Origin of the sequence: Streptomyces sp. NBC_01478 (assembly GCF_036227225.1) — a bacterium.
Classification (GTDB): Bacteria; Actinomycetota; Actinomycetes; order Streptomycetales; family Streptomycetaceae; genus Streptomyces.
Map to the genome: position 1 here is coordinate 11224038 of NZ_CP109444.1, position 16252 is coordinate 11240289.

Annotated in this window: 15 protein-coding genes; 11 read left to right on the plus strand and 4 right to left on the minus strand. The window is 71.8% G+C overall.

Features of this window, described 5'->3' with window-relative positions; all coding sequences use genetic code 11:
- Positions 1 to 152: 152 nt before the first annotated feature.
- The 11 genes from OG223_RS49855 to OG223_RS49905 all read left to right on the plus strand — a co-directional run bounded on the left by OG223_RS49855 (position 153) and on the right by OG223_RS49905 (position 12785).
- On the plus strand, positions 153 to 2282 hold the full coding sequence (locus tag OG223_RS49855; RefSeq protein WP_329264116.1) for a glycoside hydrolase family 27 protein: 2130 nt from the start codon (positions 153 to 155) through the stop codon (positions 2280 to 2282).
- Between the two features lie 74 nt (positions 2283 to 2356).
- Complete coding sequence (locus OG223_RS49860) at positions 2357 to 3649, plus strand: ABC transporter substrate-binding protein (RefSeq protein WP_329264118.1); 1293 nt, start codon at positions 2357 to 2359, stop codon at positions 3647 to 3649.
- A 1-nt stretch (position 3650) separates the two neighbouring features.
- Positions 3651 to 4586, plus strand: a complete 936-nt coding sequence (locus OG223_RS49865) for a carbohydrate ABC transporter permease (RefSeq protein WP_329264119.1) — start codon at positions 3651 to 3653, stop codon at positions 4584 to 4586.
- On the plus strand, positions 4586 to 5434 hold the full coding sequence (locus OG223_RS49870; RefSeq protein ID WP_329264121.1) for a carbohydrate ABC transporter permease: 849 nt from the start codon (positions 4586 to 4588) through the stop codon (positions 5432 to 5434). The genes OG223_RS49865 and OG223_RS49870 overlap by 1 nt, the downstream gene beginning before the upstream one ends.
- The gene (locus OG223_RS49875) at positions 5431 to 7494 is read left to right on the plus strand and encodes an alpha-galactosidase (RefSeq protein ID WP_329264122.1); all 2064 of its coding nucleotides are present in this window, start codon (positions 5431 to 5433) and stop codon (positions 7492 to 7494) included. Before OG223_RS49870 ends, OG223_RS49875 begins: the two co-directional genes overlap by 4 nt.
- 76 nt (positions 7495 to 7570) lie before the next feature.
- A complete protein-coding gene (locus OG223_RS49880; protein ID WP_329264124.1) occupies positions 7571 to 8344 on the plus strand; it encodes an SDR family NAD(P)-dependent oxidoreductase in 774 nt (257 codons plus the stop codon).
- A 34-nt stretch (positions 8345 to 8378) separates the two neighbouring features.
- Complete coding sequence (locus tag OG223_RS49885; RefSeq protein ID WP_329264126.1) at positions 8379 to 9140, plus strand: FadR/GntR family transcriptional regulator; 762 nt, start codon at positions 8379 to 8381, stop codon at positions 9138 to 9140.
- Positions 9137 to 10282: a galactonate dehydratase gene (gene dgoD / locus OG223_RS49890; RefSeq protein ID WP_329264128.1), complete on the plus strand. Its 1146-nt coding sequence runs from the start codon at positions 9137 to 9139 to the stop codon at positions 10280 to 10282. Before OG223_RS49885 ends, dgoD begins: the two co-directional genes overlap by 4 nt.
- Positions 10279 to 11100 (plus strand): hypothetical protein, encoded by an 822-nt coding sequence (locus OG223_RS49895; RefSeq protein ID WP_329264130.1) that lies wholly within the window; start codon positions 10279 to 10281, stop codon positions 11098 to 11100. Before dgoD ends, OG223_RS49895 begins: the two co-directional genes overlap by 4 nt.
- A 30-nt stretch (positions 11101 to 11130) precedes the next feature.
- On the plus strand, positions 11131 to 11793 hold the full coding sequence (locus OG223_RS49900) for a bifunctional 4-hydroxy-2-oxoglutarate aldolase/2-dehydro-3-deoxy-phosphogluconate aldolase (RefSeq protein WP_329264131.1): 663 nt from the start codon (positions 11131 to 11133) through the stop codon (positions 11791 to 11793).
- Positions 11790 to 12785, plus strand: a complete 996-nt coding sequence (locus tag OG223_RS49905; RefSeq protein ID WP_329264133.1) for a sugar kinase — start codon at positions 11790 to 11792, stop codon at positions 12783 to 12785. The genes OG223_RS49900 and OG223_RS49905 overlap by 4 nt, the downstream gene beginning before the upstream one ends.
- Before the next feature lie 8 nt (positions 12786 to 12793).
- On the opposite strand, the gene OG223_RS49910 is transcribed toward OG223_RS49905, so the two are convergent.
- The 4 genes from OG223_RS49910 to OG223_RS49925 form a co-directional block, all read right to left on the minus strand.
- Complete coding sequence (locus tag OG223_RS49910; RefSeq protein ID WP_329264135.1) at positions 12794 to 13156, minus strand: hypothetical protein; 363 nt, start codon at positions 13154 to 13156, stop codon at positions 12794 to 12796.
- A complete protein-coding gene (locus OG223_RS49915) occupies positions 13153 to 13830 on the minus strand; it encodes a SigE family RNA polymerase sigma factor (RefSeq protein WP_329264137.1) in 678 nt (225 codons plus the stop codon). Before OG223_RS49915 ends, OG223_RS49910 begins: the two co-directional genes overlap by 4 nt.
- A 102-nt stretch (positions 13831 to 13932) precedes the next feature.
- Entirely contained in the window at positions 13933 to 14259 is a 327-nt protein-coding gene (locus OG223_RS49920) for a hypothetical protein (RefSeq protein WP_329264139.1), read from the minus strand.
- Positions 14260 to 14424: 165 nt separating this feature from the next.
- A complete protein-coding gene (locus OG223_RS49925; RefSeq protein WP_329264141.1) occupies positions 14425 to 16149 on the minus strand; it encodes an MOSC and FAD-binding oxidoreductase domain-containing protein in 1725 nt (574 codons plus the stop codon).
- Positions 16150 to 16252 lie beyond the last annotated feature (103 nt).

Sequence of the window (16252 nt, forward strand, 5' to 3'; positions counted from 1 at the left end):
GTCAACCCCTGGTGCGGCGTTCTAATAAATTAGGAATTAATATTGACAGGGTTTCGGTCCCGCGCCACAGTCGTCGCCGTGACGCCGGTAGCCCCCTGTCGCAGTGCGGCCCGGGTCACGTCCTCCTGCTTCCCAACCCTCGGGAGAGGCAAGTGACTTCACATCCGCAGGTCCGCACACCCGCGGCTTCGAGACGCACCCGCCGAGCCACCGTCGTCGCCATCGCGACCGTGCTGGCGGCGACCGCCGCCCCGGTGGCCACGGCGCGCACCGGCGTCGACCAGGGCGCGCCCGCCTACTACGACAGCGGTCTCGCGCCGACGCCGTACATGGGCTGGAACACCTACTACGGGCTCGGCGCACCCACCGAACAGCAAGTACGCGCCGTCGCGGACAAGTTGGTCAGCAGCGGTCTGCGGGACAGCGGTTACGACATCGTGTGGCTCGACGGCGGCTGGCAGGCCGACAACCCGCGTGACGCGTCGGGGCGGTTGGTCGCCAACCCGGACCGATTCCCCTCCGGTATCCCCGCGTTGGTCTCCTACCTGCACAAGCGTGGCCTCAAAGCCGGCATCTACACCGACGCCGGCACCTACGACGGAGGCAAGAGCTGCGGACTCGGCAGCCGGGGCCACTACGACGCGGACGCACGGCAGTTCGCCAACTGGAAGATCGACGCGGTCAAGGTCGACTTCCTGTGCGGGATCGGCGCCAAGCTCGATCCGGGCCCGGCGTTCAAGGAGTTCAGCGACGCGGTGGCCAAGTCCGGCCGCAAGATGCTGCTCAACCTGTGCAACCCGCTCACCGACGACTGGGGCCTGCCGCACACACCCGAACAGGACGCGCACAACACCTACGTCTACGGCCCGACGACCGCCGACTCCTGGCGCACCGGCACGGACATCGCCTGGGGCACCCCGAGCCCCGGACAGTGGCCCAACATCCTGCGCAACATGGACGCGAACGCCTGGCACCCCGAGGCGCAGGGACCCGGGCACTACAACGACCCGGACTACCTCATCCCCATGCGCCAAATGACGGACGGCACCATGGAGTTGAGCCAGGAGGAGTCCACCTCGCAGTACGTGATGTGGGCCGAGATGGGCTCGCCGCTGGTGCTCGGCTCCGACCCGCGCACCCTGTCCGACTCGATGCTCGCCACCCTGCGCAACCCGGAGATCATCGCCGTCGACCAGGACCCCCTCGCCGTCCAGGGCGTGCGGGTGGCCTCGGACCCGGTCGGCGACGTGTACAGCAAGGTGCTGGAGGGGCGCGGGCAGCGCGCGGTCGTCCTGCTCAACCGCTCGGACCAACCGGCCCTGCGCACCGTGCAGTTCGCGGACGCGGGGCTCGGTGGACCGGTCCAGGTACGGGATCTGCGGGCCCGGACCGACCGGGGCACGCACGAGGGGTCGTACACCGTCGAGGTCCCCGCGCACGGCACCGCGTTCCTGAAGCTGACCGGGGCGGACGCCCTGCCCGGTACGAATCTGGGCGCGAAGGCCACGGCGAGCCCGGCCGTCGTCCGTGACGGCGACACGCTCACCACCTTCCTGCGCGGCCCGCACGGCTCGCTCGTCCAGCAGGCCGGCGGCGGGACGAAGGACCTCGGCGGTCCCACGAAGGGCGCGATGCTCGGCCAGCCCGCCGCGTACGCCTCGGCCGGCGGCCGGATCGACGTCTTCGTGCGCGGCACCGACTCCCGGGTGTACCGGCGGGTCTCCGTCGGCGGCCGCTGGGGCGCGTGGCAGAGCCTGGGCGGCCAGGTGACCGACGCGCCGTCCGTGGCGTTCACCGGTCCCGCCGACTGGACGCTGTTCGCGACCGGCTCGGACGGTCAGGTCGTGCAGCGCGGTCCGTCGTCCGGCTGGACCTCGCTCGGCGCACCCGGCGGCCGGGCGGTGTACGGGCGGCCGTCCGCCGTCGTGGACGCGCAGGGACGGGTGCGTGTCGCCGTGCGCAGCGCGGCGGACGACGTGTGGACGCGGACCCGGGAGGCGTCGGGGGAGTGGTCGCCGTGGGCGTCGCTCGGCGGGACCGTCAGCGGGAGTCCGACGCTGGTCGCGGCAGGGGACGCCGTGGTGCTGTACGCGCGGGCCGCGGACTACACGCTCTGGCAGCAGCGGTACGAGAACGGTGCCTGGCAGGGCTGGACCAAGCAACAGGCGTTCCCCAGCGCCGCGTTCGACGGCGCGCTCGGAGCGGTGGCCGGGCCGGACGGGACGGTCGACGCGGTGTTCCGCGGAGTCGACGGCTACGTCCACCTGACCCAGTTCAAATAAATTAGGAATTATTCTTGACGTGGTGGGGACGCCACGTGAACCTGGATCCGCACGGGATCCACAGGGAGCCATCCATGACGAACCATCAGCCAGACAGACGCCGGTTCCTCGCCGGACTCGGTGCCACGGGGGCGGCGGCGCTGCTCAGCGGCTGTGTCACCTCGACCTCCTCCGGCAAGAGCTCCTCGAAGGGCGCGGTGACCCTCCAGTCCAACCTCTCCGCCCCGCAGGCCAAGGCCGCGATGCAGGACCTCGTCGCCGCCTACGCCAAGAAGGGCTCCGAGCGCGCGAGCCTCAACACGGTCGCCGCGGAGACCTTCCGCACCCAACTGCCGACGTACCTCACCTCGGCCAACCCGCCGGACGTGTACACCTGGTACCCCGGTTCGGTGGCCGACGCCTACGCCAAGAAGAACCTGCTGCTCGACCTCGACGAGGCGTGGAGCACCTCGCCCGACCTCAAGCGCTACTCGAAGGCGCTCAACTCGCTGTGCACGTCGACGAGTTCCGGCAAGAAGGTCTTCGTGCCCACCACCTACTACTGGTGGGGCATGTTCTACCGGAAGTCCAACTTCGCCAAGTGGGGCGTGAGCGAGCCGAAGAGCTGGGACGACTTCCTCGACCTGTGCGACAAGCTCAAGAGCAAGGGCGTCAATCCGATCGGGCTGGGAGCCGGCGGCGGCACGGCCTGGGTGGCCTCGGCGTGGTTCGACTACCTCGACATCCGTATCAACGGCGCCGAGTACCACCGCCAACTCCTCGCCGGGAAGCACCGGTTCGACGACCCCGAGGTCCGCAAGGTCTTCGACCGCTGGCAGGAGGTCCTGCCGTACTTCGACCCGAACGGCGCCGCCGTCGCCTTCCAGGACGCGTCGACCTCCCTGCTGAACGGCCGCAGCGGCATGATGCTCATCGGCACCTTCTTCGCCGACGCGACCCCCAAGAGCGCCCTCGACGACGTCGACTTCTTCCGCTTCCCGGTCATCGACCCGAAGGTCCCGCTCGCCGAAGAGGCGCCCACCGACGGCTACTTCGCCAGCGCCCGCACCGGCCGGCACGACCAGGTGATCGACCTGATGAAGTACCTCGCCACCGCCGAGGCCCAGGAGATCTACATCAAGGGCTCCTCCGGCACCGTCCTGCCCTGCAACCCCGCCGCGAAGGACGCCGGTACCGCCCTGGTCACCAAGGGCCGCGAGCACATCGCGGCGGCCGCCGAGATCACCCAGTTCTTCAACCGGGACTCCAGCGACGCCCTCCAGCCCACCGCCGACAACGCGTTGACCAAGTTCCTGGCCAAGCCCAAGTCGATCGGGAGCATCCTCACCGACTGGCAGCGCGACGCCGAGAAGATCTGGAACGCCTGACATGGCCGTCCTGACCGCGCCCGACCGGAAGTCCCCGACCCGAACGCCCGCGCAGGGCAAGCGGGTTCGGGGCCCCCGGCGCACACCCCCGCTGGTGCTCGCCTTCGTCCTCGTCCCGCTCCTGGTCGAGGCCGTGTGGGTGTTCTGGCCCGCCGTGCAGGGCTTCTGCCTCGCCCTGACGAAGTGGGACGGCGTCTCCCCACCGCAGTTCGTCGGCCTGGACAACTTCCGGGAGATGGCCCACGACGACGTCTTCCGCAGCGCGGCCGGCCACACCGTCCTCTGGCTCGTCCTCTTCGGCGGCCTCTCCGCCCTGCTCGGCCTCGCCGCAGCCCTCCTGCTCCAACAGGAGCGCCGCGGCGTGGGTTTCTACCGAGCGGCCCTGTTCCTGCCGGTCGTTTTCTCCCTGGTCGCCACCGCCCTGGTTTGGCAGGCGATCTACCAGCCCGACGGCGTCCTCAACCAACTCCTCCAGTCCGTCGGCCTCGGCAGCCTCCGCCACGCCTGGCTCGCCGACCAGGACACCGCCCTCTACGCCGTGATCGTGCCCGCGCTCTGGCGCCAGATCGGCTACGTCATGGTCCTCTACCTGGCCGGCCTCAAGGGCATCGACCCGGCCCTGTACGAGGCCGCCAAGGTCGACGGCGCGAGCGCCTGGCAACGCCTGCGGCACGTCACGCTGCCCCAACTGCGCAGCGTCAACGCGGTGGTTCTGTCCGTCATCGTCATCGACTCGCTGCGCTCCTTCGACGTCGTGTGGTCCCTGACCCGCGGCGGCCCCTACCACTCCTCCGAGCTGCTGAGCACCTACATGTACTCGACCGCCTTCCAGTCCCTACGACTCGGCTACGGCTCCGCACTCGCCGTTGTCATCTTCGTGCTGGCCTTCGGCGTCATCTGCTCCTACCTCGTCCGCGCGTTCCGGGAGGCCGACTGATGTCCGCCAACTCCACGGCCCTGCGCCGCAAACGGGCCGCGACCGCCGGATTCCACCTGGGTGCCGGGGCGTTGGCGATCCTGTGGCTGCTGCCCATCGCCCTGGTCCTGGTGACCAGCCTGCGCTCCTTCGACGACATCGCCGCGAACGGCCTGGGCAGTTGGCCGCACTCCTTCACCCTCGGCAACTTCCGCCAGGCCTGGGTCGACGGCGGCCAGCAGCGCGCCCTCATCAACAGCCTGATCGTCACGATCCCCAGCGTCCTGATCACGCTGGCCCTCGCCGCGATGGCCGCGTTCGCCCTCAGCCGTTACGAACTCCCCTTCCGCCGCTCCCTGTTGCTCCTCATGCTCGGCGGCAACCTCCTCCCGCCGCAGATCCTCCTCATCCCGGTGTCCAAGCTCAGCGAAGTGATGGGCGTCTTCGACACCCTGCCCGCGCTCATCGGCGTGCAGATCGGCTTCGGCGTCGGCTTCTACGTCTTCGTCCTGCACGGATTCATGCGCTCGATCCCGGCCGAGATCCAGCAGGCGGCGGTCGTCGACGGCGCCGGGCCTTGGCAGATCTTCTGGCGGATCATCCTCCCGCTGACGCGCCCCGCCCTGGCCGCGCTCAGCGCACTGTCCTTCACCTGGATCTTCAACGACCTGCTGTGGGCGATCACCGTGCTGCGCAGCGACACCAGGATGCCGATCACCGCCGCCCTCATCGGACTCCAGGGTCAGTTCGTGTCGATGTGGAACGTCATCGCGGCCGGCTCCGTCATCGCCGCCGCACCCACGGTCGCCGTGTTCCTGCGCTTCCAGCGGCACTTCGTGGCCGGGCTCAACCTCGGGGCGGTCAAGTGACGTACCAGCGCTGGACCTTGCGCACGGAGCACACCAGCTACACCGTGCGCCTGTCCCCGGACGGCCCGTGGGCCGAGCTGGACGCGTGGGGACCGCTCGGCGTCGAAGACGGTCCCTCCGCCCTGGACCGGTCGAGGCGTACGCACTTCATCACGCCCGCCGACGCGGCGCCCGCCGAGTATCTCCCGTACGGGCTGCGCCCGTTCACCGGATCCGAGCTGGTCGCGTCGCGTCCGGACGGCGAGGACCGGGGCGTGTGGTGGGAGTTCGCAGGCGCGGAAGCGGACGAGTGCGCACTGCGACTCGCCTTCCACGACGAGCAGTTGGGCCTCCGAACCGTCCTCCACTACGAGACCGTCCCGGGCACGGACGTGATCCTCCGCCGGACAGAGTTCACCGCCACGGACGAACTCCGCCTGGAGCGCCTCGACTCGGCCGCCGTGAACATCCCCGTCACCGGAGTCGCCCGCCTGACCTACCTCACGGGCCAGTGGTCGCAGGAGTTCCAGCGCACCCGACTCGATCTGCCCAGAGGCACGTTCACCATCGGCAGCCTCCAAGGCGCGCCTGGTCACGCGTACGCACCCTGGCTCGCGGTGCAGGACGGCGACGCGCCGGCCGCGTACGGCATCGCCCTCGCCTGGCCCGGCAACTGGCACATCACCGCCGAGGCCGAACCCGGCGGCTCCGTGCGGGTGCGAGCGGGGCGCGTGCCGCACGAGGGCGCGGTGGTCCTCGCCCCCGGTGAAACCCTCGCCACCCCCCAACTCGCCTGCGCCTTCAGCCCGGACGGACTCGACGGACTCTCCCGCGTCTGGCACCGCTACGAACGACACCTCTCCGGCGAACGCCTCCACCGCCCCCGCAAGGTCCTCTACAACTCCTGGGAAGCCACCGGCTTCGACGTCGACGCGGCCGGCCAACTGGAGCTGGCGAAGACGGCCGCCGACATCGGGGCCGAACTGTTCGTCGTGGACGACGGCTGGTTCACCGGACGCGCCGACGACACCGGGGGACTCGGCGACTGGTGGCCGGACCCCGCTGCCTTCCCCCAGGGCTTCGGCCAATTTGTGGCGGACGTACGGGCGTTGGGCCTGGACTTCGGTCTGTGGATAGAGCCCGAGGCGGTCAGCCCGGGCAGCCGTCTGTACGCCGAACACCCCGAGTGGGTCTACCGGATCGAGGGCCGTCCCGGCCGCCTCGTCCGCAACGAGCTGCTCCTCGACCTCGGCCGGACCGACGTCCAGGACTTCGTGATCGGGACGCTCGACCGGCTGCTCGGCACCTACGACATCGGCTACCTCAAGTGGGACATGAACCGCCCGCCCACCGAACGCGGTCGCCCCGGCGCCGGCCGCGTCGACCTGGACGCCGAGCACGTCACCGGGTACCTGCGCGTTCTCAACCACCTCCGTGCCGCCCACCCGGACGTCACCGTCGAGGGGTGCGCGGGCGGCGGCGGACGGATCGAGCACACGACGATCGCGCGCACCGACGTGGTGTGGCCCAGCGACAACACCGCACCGCTGGACCGGCTCTCCGTCCAGTACGGCTTCCTGCACGCGCACGCCCCGCACATCATGAGTTCCTGGGTCACCGACGCGCCCGGAGTCTTCGATCCACGCCCGCGCAGTCTCGCCTTCCGCTTCGTCAACGCCATGTGCGGGGTGCTGGGCATCGGCGCCGACCTGCGCACCTGGACACCGGAACAGCAGGCCGAGGCCGCCCGGTGGATCGGCCGGTACAAGGAGGTGCGGGAGGTGATCCATCATGGTGAGGCGCGGCTCCTCGGCACGCCGGAGGACGTGAGTTGTGGGGTGCAGTACGACGCCGGGGACCGTACCGTCGTCGCCGCGCTGAGCACCGGGCGGCTCGACGGCGCCCCGCTCGTGCCGGGGCGTCCGGCCCGGCTGCGGTTGCGGGGGCTCGAACCGACGGCCCGCTACCGGGACACGGCCGGTGGGACGTCGTACGGCGGAGCGCATCTGCTGCACTACGGTCTGCCGTTCGCCTGGAGTGCCGATCATGACGCGGACCTGGTCGTGCTCGTGCGCGAGTGAGCCCCTTATGTTTCCAGCAAGCCCTTGCTCGTGACAGCCGCGAAAGACACGCAGGACGCGAAGGAGTCGAACCTCGATGGAGCAGTCCGTACGACGGCACGGCGCCCGTTTCACCGGCCGCACGGCCGTGGTCACCGGCGCGGCCTCCGGCATCGGAGCCGCCACGGCCGTACGCCTCGCCGAGGAGGGCGCCGCCGTCGTGCTCGCCGACATCGCCGAGGAGCGGGGCGAGGCGGTGGCGGAGCGGATCGGCAAGGACGGCGGGCGGGCCCGGTTCGTGGCCGCCGATGTCGCGGCCGAGGACGACTGGGCGCGGATCGTCGGGGCCGCGCACGCCTTCGGGCCCGTCGACGTCCTCGTCAGCAATGCCTTCACCGTCGACGTCACGCCCGCGCACGAGATGACCCTGCCGTCCTGGCAGCGGCAGCTCGACGTCAATCTGACCGGCAGCTTCCTCGGCTTCCGGGCGGTCCTGCCCGATCTGCGGGAGCGCCGGGGCGCGGTGGTGCTGACCTCGTCCGTACACGCGCACAAGGGCATTCCCGGGCATCCCGCCTATGCCGCCGCCAAGGGCGCCCTGCTCTCCCTGTGTGCCCAACTCGCCGTCGAATACGGGCCCGTTGTGCGCGTCAACGCCGTCGTGCCGGGACCGATACTGACCGCGGCCTGGGACCGGGTGCCGCCCGAGGAACGGGAACGCAGCATCGCCGAGACGGCCCTGCGCCGCTTCGGCTCGCCCGAGGAAGTGGCCGCGGCCATCGCGTTCCTCAGCGCCGACGAAGCCGCCTTCATCACCGGGACGAGTCTCGTGGTGGACGGCGGCTGGAGCGTCGTCAAGGCCTCCGCATGACCACGCTCCCCAACCAGCAGAAAGGCTGTACGACATGACGCCCTACGCCCGACGCGGCGTCCACGGCCAGACCGTGGAAGTCCTCGCCCGCCGCATCCTGGGCGGCGAGATCGCCGAAGGGGCCACGCTCGATCTCGTGGCGCTGCAGAGCGAGTTGGACGTGAGCCTGACCGCGCTGCGCGAGTCGCTGAAGGTGCTCGCCGCCAAGGGGATGGTCGACGCCCGGCAGCGCCGCGGCACCTTCGTGCGCCCCCGCGCCGAGTGGAACCTGCTCGACGCCGACGTGCTGCGCTGGCAGTTCGAGGGCGCCTCCACCACCGAGTCCGACCGGGCGCTGCTGCACAACCTCGCCGAGGTGCGCGCCATCATCGAACCCGCCGCCGTACGCCTGGCCGCGCAGCGCCGCACCGACGCGGACCTGGTCGCCCTCGACGGCGCCCTCGACGCGATGGGGGAGCAGGGCACCGACGCCGCCCACGCCGTCGAGGCCGACCTCGCCTTCCACCGCGCCCTGCTCGCCGCCACCCACAACGAACTCCTCGAACGCATGGAGATGGTGATCGAGTCCGGCCTGGCCCACCGCGACCGCATCGTGCACAGCGCCCCGCACAGCGAGGACCCGGTCCCGGCCCACCGGGCCGTAATGGACGCCGTACGCGAGCGGGACCCGCAGGCCGCCGAGGCCGCGATGCGTGCCCTGCTCGACCAGGCCGGCCGCGATCTGGACCGCCTCGGCGACTCCGAAGAAGACACAGAAGAGGGCTCCGAGGAAACGGAAGGCTCCCGGTCTCAGTGAAGATCACCCGTGTCGAGACCTTCCTCGTCCCGCCCCGCTGGCTGTTCTGCCGTGTCGAGACCGACGACGGCGTCATCGGCTGGGGCGAACCGGTCGTCGAAGGGCGCGCCGAGGTCGTCCGTGCCGCCGTCGACGTCCTGGCCGAACACCTCGTCGGCCAGGACCCGTTGAGGATCGAGGACCACTGGCAGGTCATGTCCAAGGGCGGTTTCTACCGGGGCGGCCCGGTCCTCTCCAGCGCCGTCGCCGGCCTCGACCAGGCGTTGTGGGACATCGCCGGGAAGACGTACGGCGCCCCCGTGCACGCCCTGCTCGGCGGTCCCGTGCGCGACCGCGTCCGGGTCTACGCCTGGGTCGGCGGCGACGAACCCGCCCAGCTCGGCGAACAGATAACCGCCCAGGTCGAGGCCGGTTTCAGCGCGGTGAAGATGAACGCCGCCGGAGCCACCTCGGCGATCCCCACCCCCGCCGAGACCGCCGCGATCGTCGCCCGCGTGGCCGCCGCCCGTGAGGCACTCGGCCCCGAGCGCGATGTCGCGGTCGACTTCCACGGCCGCTTCACCGCCGCAGGCGCCCGCCGGGTCCTCGCCGAACTCGCCCCGCTGCACCCGCTGTTCGTCGAGGAACCCGTCCTGCCCGAGCACGGCCATCAGTTGGCCGGCCTGGTCGCGTCGAGCCCGATACCCCTGGCCACCGGTGAACGCCTCTACGGACGCGCCGAGTTCCTGCCCGTGCTCGCCGCGGGCATCGCCGTCGCCCAGCCCGACCTGTCCCACGCGGGCGGCATCTCGGAGGTGCGCCGCATCGCCTCGCTCGCGGAGGCCTACGGCGCCCAGCTCGCCCCGCACTGCCCGCTCGGCCCGATCGCCCTGGCGGCCAGTCTGCAGGTCGCGTTCGCCACCCCCAACTTCCTTATCCAGGAGCAGAGTCGGGGCATCCACTACAACAAGGACGCCGACCTGCTCTCCTACCTCGTCGACCCCGCGCCGTTCCGGTTCGTCGACGGCCATGCCGTGCGCGGCGACGCGCCCGGCCTCGGCATCACGATCGACGAGGCAGCCGTACGCGCCGCCGACCGCACCGGACACGCCTGGCGCAACCCCGTGTGGCGGCACCCCGACGGCTCCTTCGCGGAGTGGTGACCGTGCCGTTGGACATCGTTATCGACCGTGCCCAGGGCGGCCGTTGGACCTCGCTGCGCACAACGGCGGGGCGCGAATGGCTGTGGCGACGCGAGGCTCCTGAGCGGGAGAAGGCCGCACCGGGGGACGCCTTCGTGGACGCGGGCGGACTGGAGGAGTGCGTCCCCACGGTCCGGGGCACCCCCGACCACGGTGACGCCTGGTCGAGACCCTGGACGCGAGAGGGCACGGCGGACGTCCTCCACTGCGACCGCTTCACCTTGGCGCGCACGGTGCGTGCCACCGCCGCCGGCGCCGAGGCCGACTACGTCCTGACGGCCGACGCGGGCTTCCGCTTCGTCTGGGCCGCCCATGCTCTGCTCGACCTCTCGGAGCACGCGGGGCTGCGCATCCGTGAAGGAGCGCGCACCCGGCTCTTCCCCGAGGCGGCGCCGCTGGTGGACCGGGCGTGGCCGGACGGTGCCGCATGGGTGGAAGGCGGTTGGCCCGCGCCGTGCGGACTGCGCCTGGACCGGTTCGGGCCGGACGACGGCACCGCCGTGGGAGCCGTTGTGGACGCTGCCCAGTGCTGCGTCCACGACCGGGCCGACCGGCTCTCGCTCGCCCTCGAAGCCGACGGGCAGCCCTTGTCCGTCGCGCTGTGGCGCAACCTCGGCGGCTATCCCGCCCCGCACCCCTACCGCAGCACGGGCGTCGAACCGATGCTCGGCCGCGTCTTCGACCTCGCGGAGGCGGGCCCCGGTGACGCGGCCCGGGTACCCGCGTCGGGCGAGGCGCGGTGGCGGCTGACGCTCACCACGAACTGCCGTTGTGCCTGAACCGACCTGTACAGGAAGGGAATTCGTCACATGGATCTGCGAGACACGGATCTCCGTACGGCCCTGGCCGCCCACCGCCTGCTCGCGATCGTCCGCGGCACCGATCCCGAAGCCGCCGTACGCACCGTACTGACCCTGGCCGAGGAGGGCGTCGAACTGATCGAGGTGTCCCTGACCGGTACGGACGCCCTGTCCGTCATCGAGCGGGCACGCAAGGAACTGGGTCCCGACCGGCCGCTCGGCGCTGGTACGGTCCTGACCGTCGAGGACGCCCGCGCCGCCCGACGGGCCGGTGCGGACTTCGCCGTCACGCCCGCGCTCGGGGACGGCATCCGCGAGGCGCACCGGCTCCAACTGCCGGTGATCGCCGGGGTGATGACCCCCACCGAGATCCTCGCCGCACGCTCCTTCGGTGCCGCCGCGCTGAAGATCTTCCCGGCCGCCGAAGCGGGCGGTCCCGCCTATCTGAAGGCGTTGCGCGGTCCGTTCCCGCACGAGGTGTTCGTGCCGGTGGGCGGTGTCGACGAGCTGGCCGCCCGGGCATACCTGGACGCCGGGGCGACCGCTGTCGGCGTCGGCTCACCCCTGGTCGGGGACGCGGCCGACGGCGGCAGCCTGACCGCGCTGCGCGCCCGGACCCGGGCCTTTCTCGCCGTCGTACAACTGGAGTCGTTCGTGGGGGAGTCGTCATGAGGGACGGGTGGCGGTCGGCGGAGGGGGCGGTGGTGTGCATCGGCGAGACCATGGCGGCCCTGGCTCCCGCTCCGTCCGCGTTGCTGGAGAGCGCCGACGATCTGCGGGTGTCGGTGGCCGGGGCCGAGTCGAACGTGGCGATGTACCTGGCGGATCTGGGGATCCCGGTCTCCTGGCTCTCGGCCGTGGGGGACGACCCGCTCGGGCGGCGCGTGCTCGCGGAGGTGGGTGCCGCGGGTGTCGATGTCAGCGGCGTGCGCCGCGACCCGGAGCGGCCGACGGGCCTGCTCGTGAAGGAGCCGACCGGTTCGAGGACCCGCGTCCACTACTACCGCGGCAACTCGGCGGCCTCGGCGATGGGCCCCGACATCCTCGACGACGACCGGCTGAGATCGGCCGCCGTCGTCCATCTCACGGGCGTGACCCCGGCGTTGTCCCCGTCCTGCCTGAGCCTGGTCGCCGAGGCGCTCGCCGTGCCGGCCGGTGAGCGGCCGTACGCCATCAGCTTCGACGTCAACCACCGCCCCGCGCTGTGGCCGCCCGGCAGGGCCGCCACCGTGCTGCGCGATCTCGCCGACCGGGCCGACATCACCTTCGTGGGCCTCGACGAGGCGCGGGACCTCTGGGGCGCGGACCTCGAACCGGCAGACGTACGGCGGCTGTTGGCGCATCCGCGCCTCCTCGTCGTCAAGGACGGCGGCCGTTCGGCCATCGCCTTCAGCGACGAGGGCATCCGGATCGTGCCCGCGCTGGACACGGACGTGGTGGAGCCCGTGGGAGCGGGCGACGCGTTCGCCGCCGGCGTCCTGACCGGTCTGCTGCGCGGCGAGGGCATGGAACGCGCGCTGCGGCTGGGCCACATCACCGCCGCGTCGGCCCTGAAGGTGACGGCCGATCACGGTCCGCTGCCGGACAGCGCCCGGATCGAGCGGCTCCTCGATCTCCCGACGGACGAGTGGGCGGCAGAGGCCGGGAGCCGCCTCTGCGGATGAGCCGGCCGTCAAGGGAGGGGTGTCGCGTCGACCCCGCCCGACCCGGGAGGATCGGGTACGGCGTCAGTGGCGTTGGGGGTGGGTGACATCGACGGGCGGTTCGCAGGCCTGACCGGCGTCTCCCGGACCTCGTGTATCGCCACGAACAGGACGCCGATCACCGCGGCGGCCACGACCAGCAACGCCAGCGCGGTACGGCGGACGGGGACGACGGCAGACAGCCGGAACAGCCGGGCCCGTCCGGTCGGCGGGGCGGCGGGCCGGAGCGCGTGCAGGTGGACGGAGTCGGCGCGGGCGCGCAGGGCGTCGCGCAGCCGCTGTTCGAGGGGATCCGGGGGGAGGCCTCCGGAGCCGAGGTCCTGCTCGATCATCGGGGAGCCTCCAGCTCTCGGCGCAGGGCGACCAGCGCCCGGCTCGCGGTGGACTTGACCGCCCCGCGGGACAGGCCCAGCGTGTCGGCGATCTGGGCCTCGCTGAGATGGGACCAGTACCGCAGGACCAGCACTTCGCGCTGCCGACGGGTCAGCCGGTGCAGGGCGGCGATCACTTCTCCGTGCTCCTCGCGCAGCAGCACGGGTTCCTCGGCGGAGGGCGCGTGCCCTGCTCGTTCGGGCACGTGGGCCCGTACCGTACGGCGGCGGCGCAGCACCGAGCGCGAGGTGTTGACCACGCTCGTGCGCAGATACGCGTCGGGGTTGTCCAGGCCGGTCAGCCGCTCGCCGTGGCGGCGGCAGAGCGCGGCGAAGACGTCCTGTACGACGTCCTCCGCCGTGGGCAGGTCGTCCACCAGGAGCAGGGCCAGCCGGACCAGGTCCAGGCGGCGGTGGGAGTAGAGCTCGTCGATGCCGGGTTCACCGAGGTCGGCGTGGCCGGCCGGCGAGTCCGGGAGCGCGGGTGACCGGCCACCCGAGACTGCTTCGCGCACCAGGCGCCATACCGCTCGTCGCAGCGCGTCGGCCCGGGCGCGCAGGGGGCTGTGCGCGACCGCAGGCCCGCCGTAGGCCTGCCGGGCCGGGGCGGCCGGGGTCGTCGTCGCTGTGCTCATGGATCTCCCGGACCTCATGGTTCTCGTACTTCCGCCCGGGAGCACCGGACGGGCGGTGGAGCCGCCGGGCGGTGACCCGGCGGCTCCACCTCGACGGGCTGGTTACTTCTCACCCGGGACGGGAGTCGCGTCCACCGGTTCCCCGACGTTCGGATAGTCCGGACCGCATTCGCCGACGATGACGGCGGTGTGCTGGGGGAGCGGCTTCGGGTTGCCGACCTTCCCGTCCGGCACTGCCTCGACCGGGCTGGGGTCCGGGTCCTCGCACACGCTGAGGTCCACGTTCTTGGCCTTCTGCGGGACGGGCCCGGCGGTGTCGGCATGGGCGGTGAGGGGGACGCCCACGGCGAGCGCGGCGACGGTGACTCCCAGAGCGAGCCGCACCCGGCCCGAGCGGAGGCGGCTACGGGCAGCCTGACCTGCGGACATGTGTTTCCTCGAATCGTCGATGGTGACGGGACTGTCGGGCCGCCGCCACAGGTGGCTTCCCGTGGCGAAGGCCCTGGCTCGGAGGCGCCTCCACCCGGACAGACGTTCCGACGGCATCGAGGTTGCAGGTCGGAAGAATCTTTTCCACGGGGGTCCGCGGCGGCCCTACATGTCCAGGACGATGTCCGTGCCCGGCCGGGCGCAGCAGATCAGGATCTCGCCGTCGGCCGGTGGTTCCAGCGGATCGGGGGAGTAGGTGATCGCGCCCGACAGCAGGGGCGTGACGCAGGTGTGGCACACGCCGGTGCGGCAGCTCCAGCGGGTGGGTACGTCGCAGGCGTCGGCGAGTTCGAGCACACTGCGGTCGCCGTCGTCGAACGGGACGGCGATGCCGCTGCGCGCGAAGGTCACCAGCGGGCCCGTTCCAGGCGGTCCCGAGGGCGGGTGAGGCGCTCGGGCGGGTCGGTCGGTGAGGCCGGGGTTGACGGCGTCCAGAGTTCCGAACAGTTCGGTGTGGATGCGTGCCGGGTCGATGCCGGCCTCGGTGAGGGCCTGCCGCATGTCGGTCATGAAGGGGGCTGGGCCGCAGACGTAGGCGGTCGCGTCGGCCGGGACGGACAGGGCGAGCAGCCTCTCCTTCGTGAGGCGTCCCGGCGCGGCACGGGCGCGCTGCCGTTCCTCGGGTGTGGCCGCACTGTAGAACACGTGCTCGTGCGCGTCCGGCAGTGAGGTGAGCAGCTCGTGCGCCTCGGCGGCGAGGGGGTGCTCGCGGGGGCCGCGGGCGCCGTGGATCCACCAGACCTCACGCTTGCTGCCCTGCGCGGCGAGCGCGTGCAGCATGGACAGCACCGGCGTGAGACCGATGCCGGCGGAGACGAGGAGCACCGGTCCGCTGCCCTCGGCGTACACGAACTCCCCACGGGGCGCGGCGACTTCGAGGACGGCGCCGGGCCGTAGCCGCGTGGTCAGATAGCCGCTCGCGGTGCCGTGCGGCTCGTGTTTGACGCTGATCCGGTAGCTGTCGGCGTCGGGCGCGGCGGACAGCGAGTAGCTGCGCACGGGGGCGGGGCCGGTCGTGGCGGGGACGCGCAGGGTCAGGTACTGGCCCGCGCGGGCGGCCGGGAGCGGGGAGTCGTCCGGGGCGGTCAGCCGGATCGAGGTGACCGTCGTGCTCTCGGGGATCACGTCCGTCACCCGCAGGTCGCGGAAACCGGCCCAGGCCGGGCGGGCCGCGGGCTCCGAACCGTCGGCCGCGGCGAGCAGTTCACGGAACGAGCCCTGCCAGCCGGGGCTCAGCGCGGGGATGTCCAGGGCTTGGCGCAGCTTGGCGGGGTCGCGGCCGGGGAGATAGAGCAGCGCGTCGGTGTCGGCCACGCTCAGCGCGTTTGGACCGGTCCTGGTCCGCACGATCCGGTCGCCGGCCTGCAACCGCCCCTCCTGTACGACCCGCATGTAGAAACCGGGACGGTGATGGCTCACCAGCAGCGCGGCCAGCTCGGGCGCGCCGAAGCGCATGCCGACGCGATAGCAGGTGACACGCGGCTGGGTGACCTCGAACTCGGCCTCCCCGATGCGGTACCGGTCGCCGATGCACACCTCGTCGTCGAGCAGGCCGTCCACGGTGAGGTTCTCGCCGAACTGGCCGTAACCGAGATCGTCCCGGCCGAAGTGCCGCTGCCAGTGCCGGTACGACTGGATCTGGTAGACGAGCACGGCGCGCTGCTCGCCGCCGTGGCCGGCGGTGTCGCCCTGTCCGTCGCCGTCGATGTTGAGCCGCCGGACCATCGCCGGGCCGATCACCGGGTACTTCCACACGCCGGTGTGGACGGTCCTGCCCTGCCAGGGAACGTCCTTCGGCATGCCGACATTCACCGACAGCAGCGTGGGCATCGGGAGCTCCTTCCCGTGGGGACGCCCGGTACGGCCGGGGCCCCGGGACGGCAGTCGTCCCCTCCCATACTGAGGGTGCGGTCCCCGCCGTGCGAGACCGCGC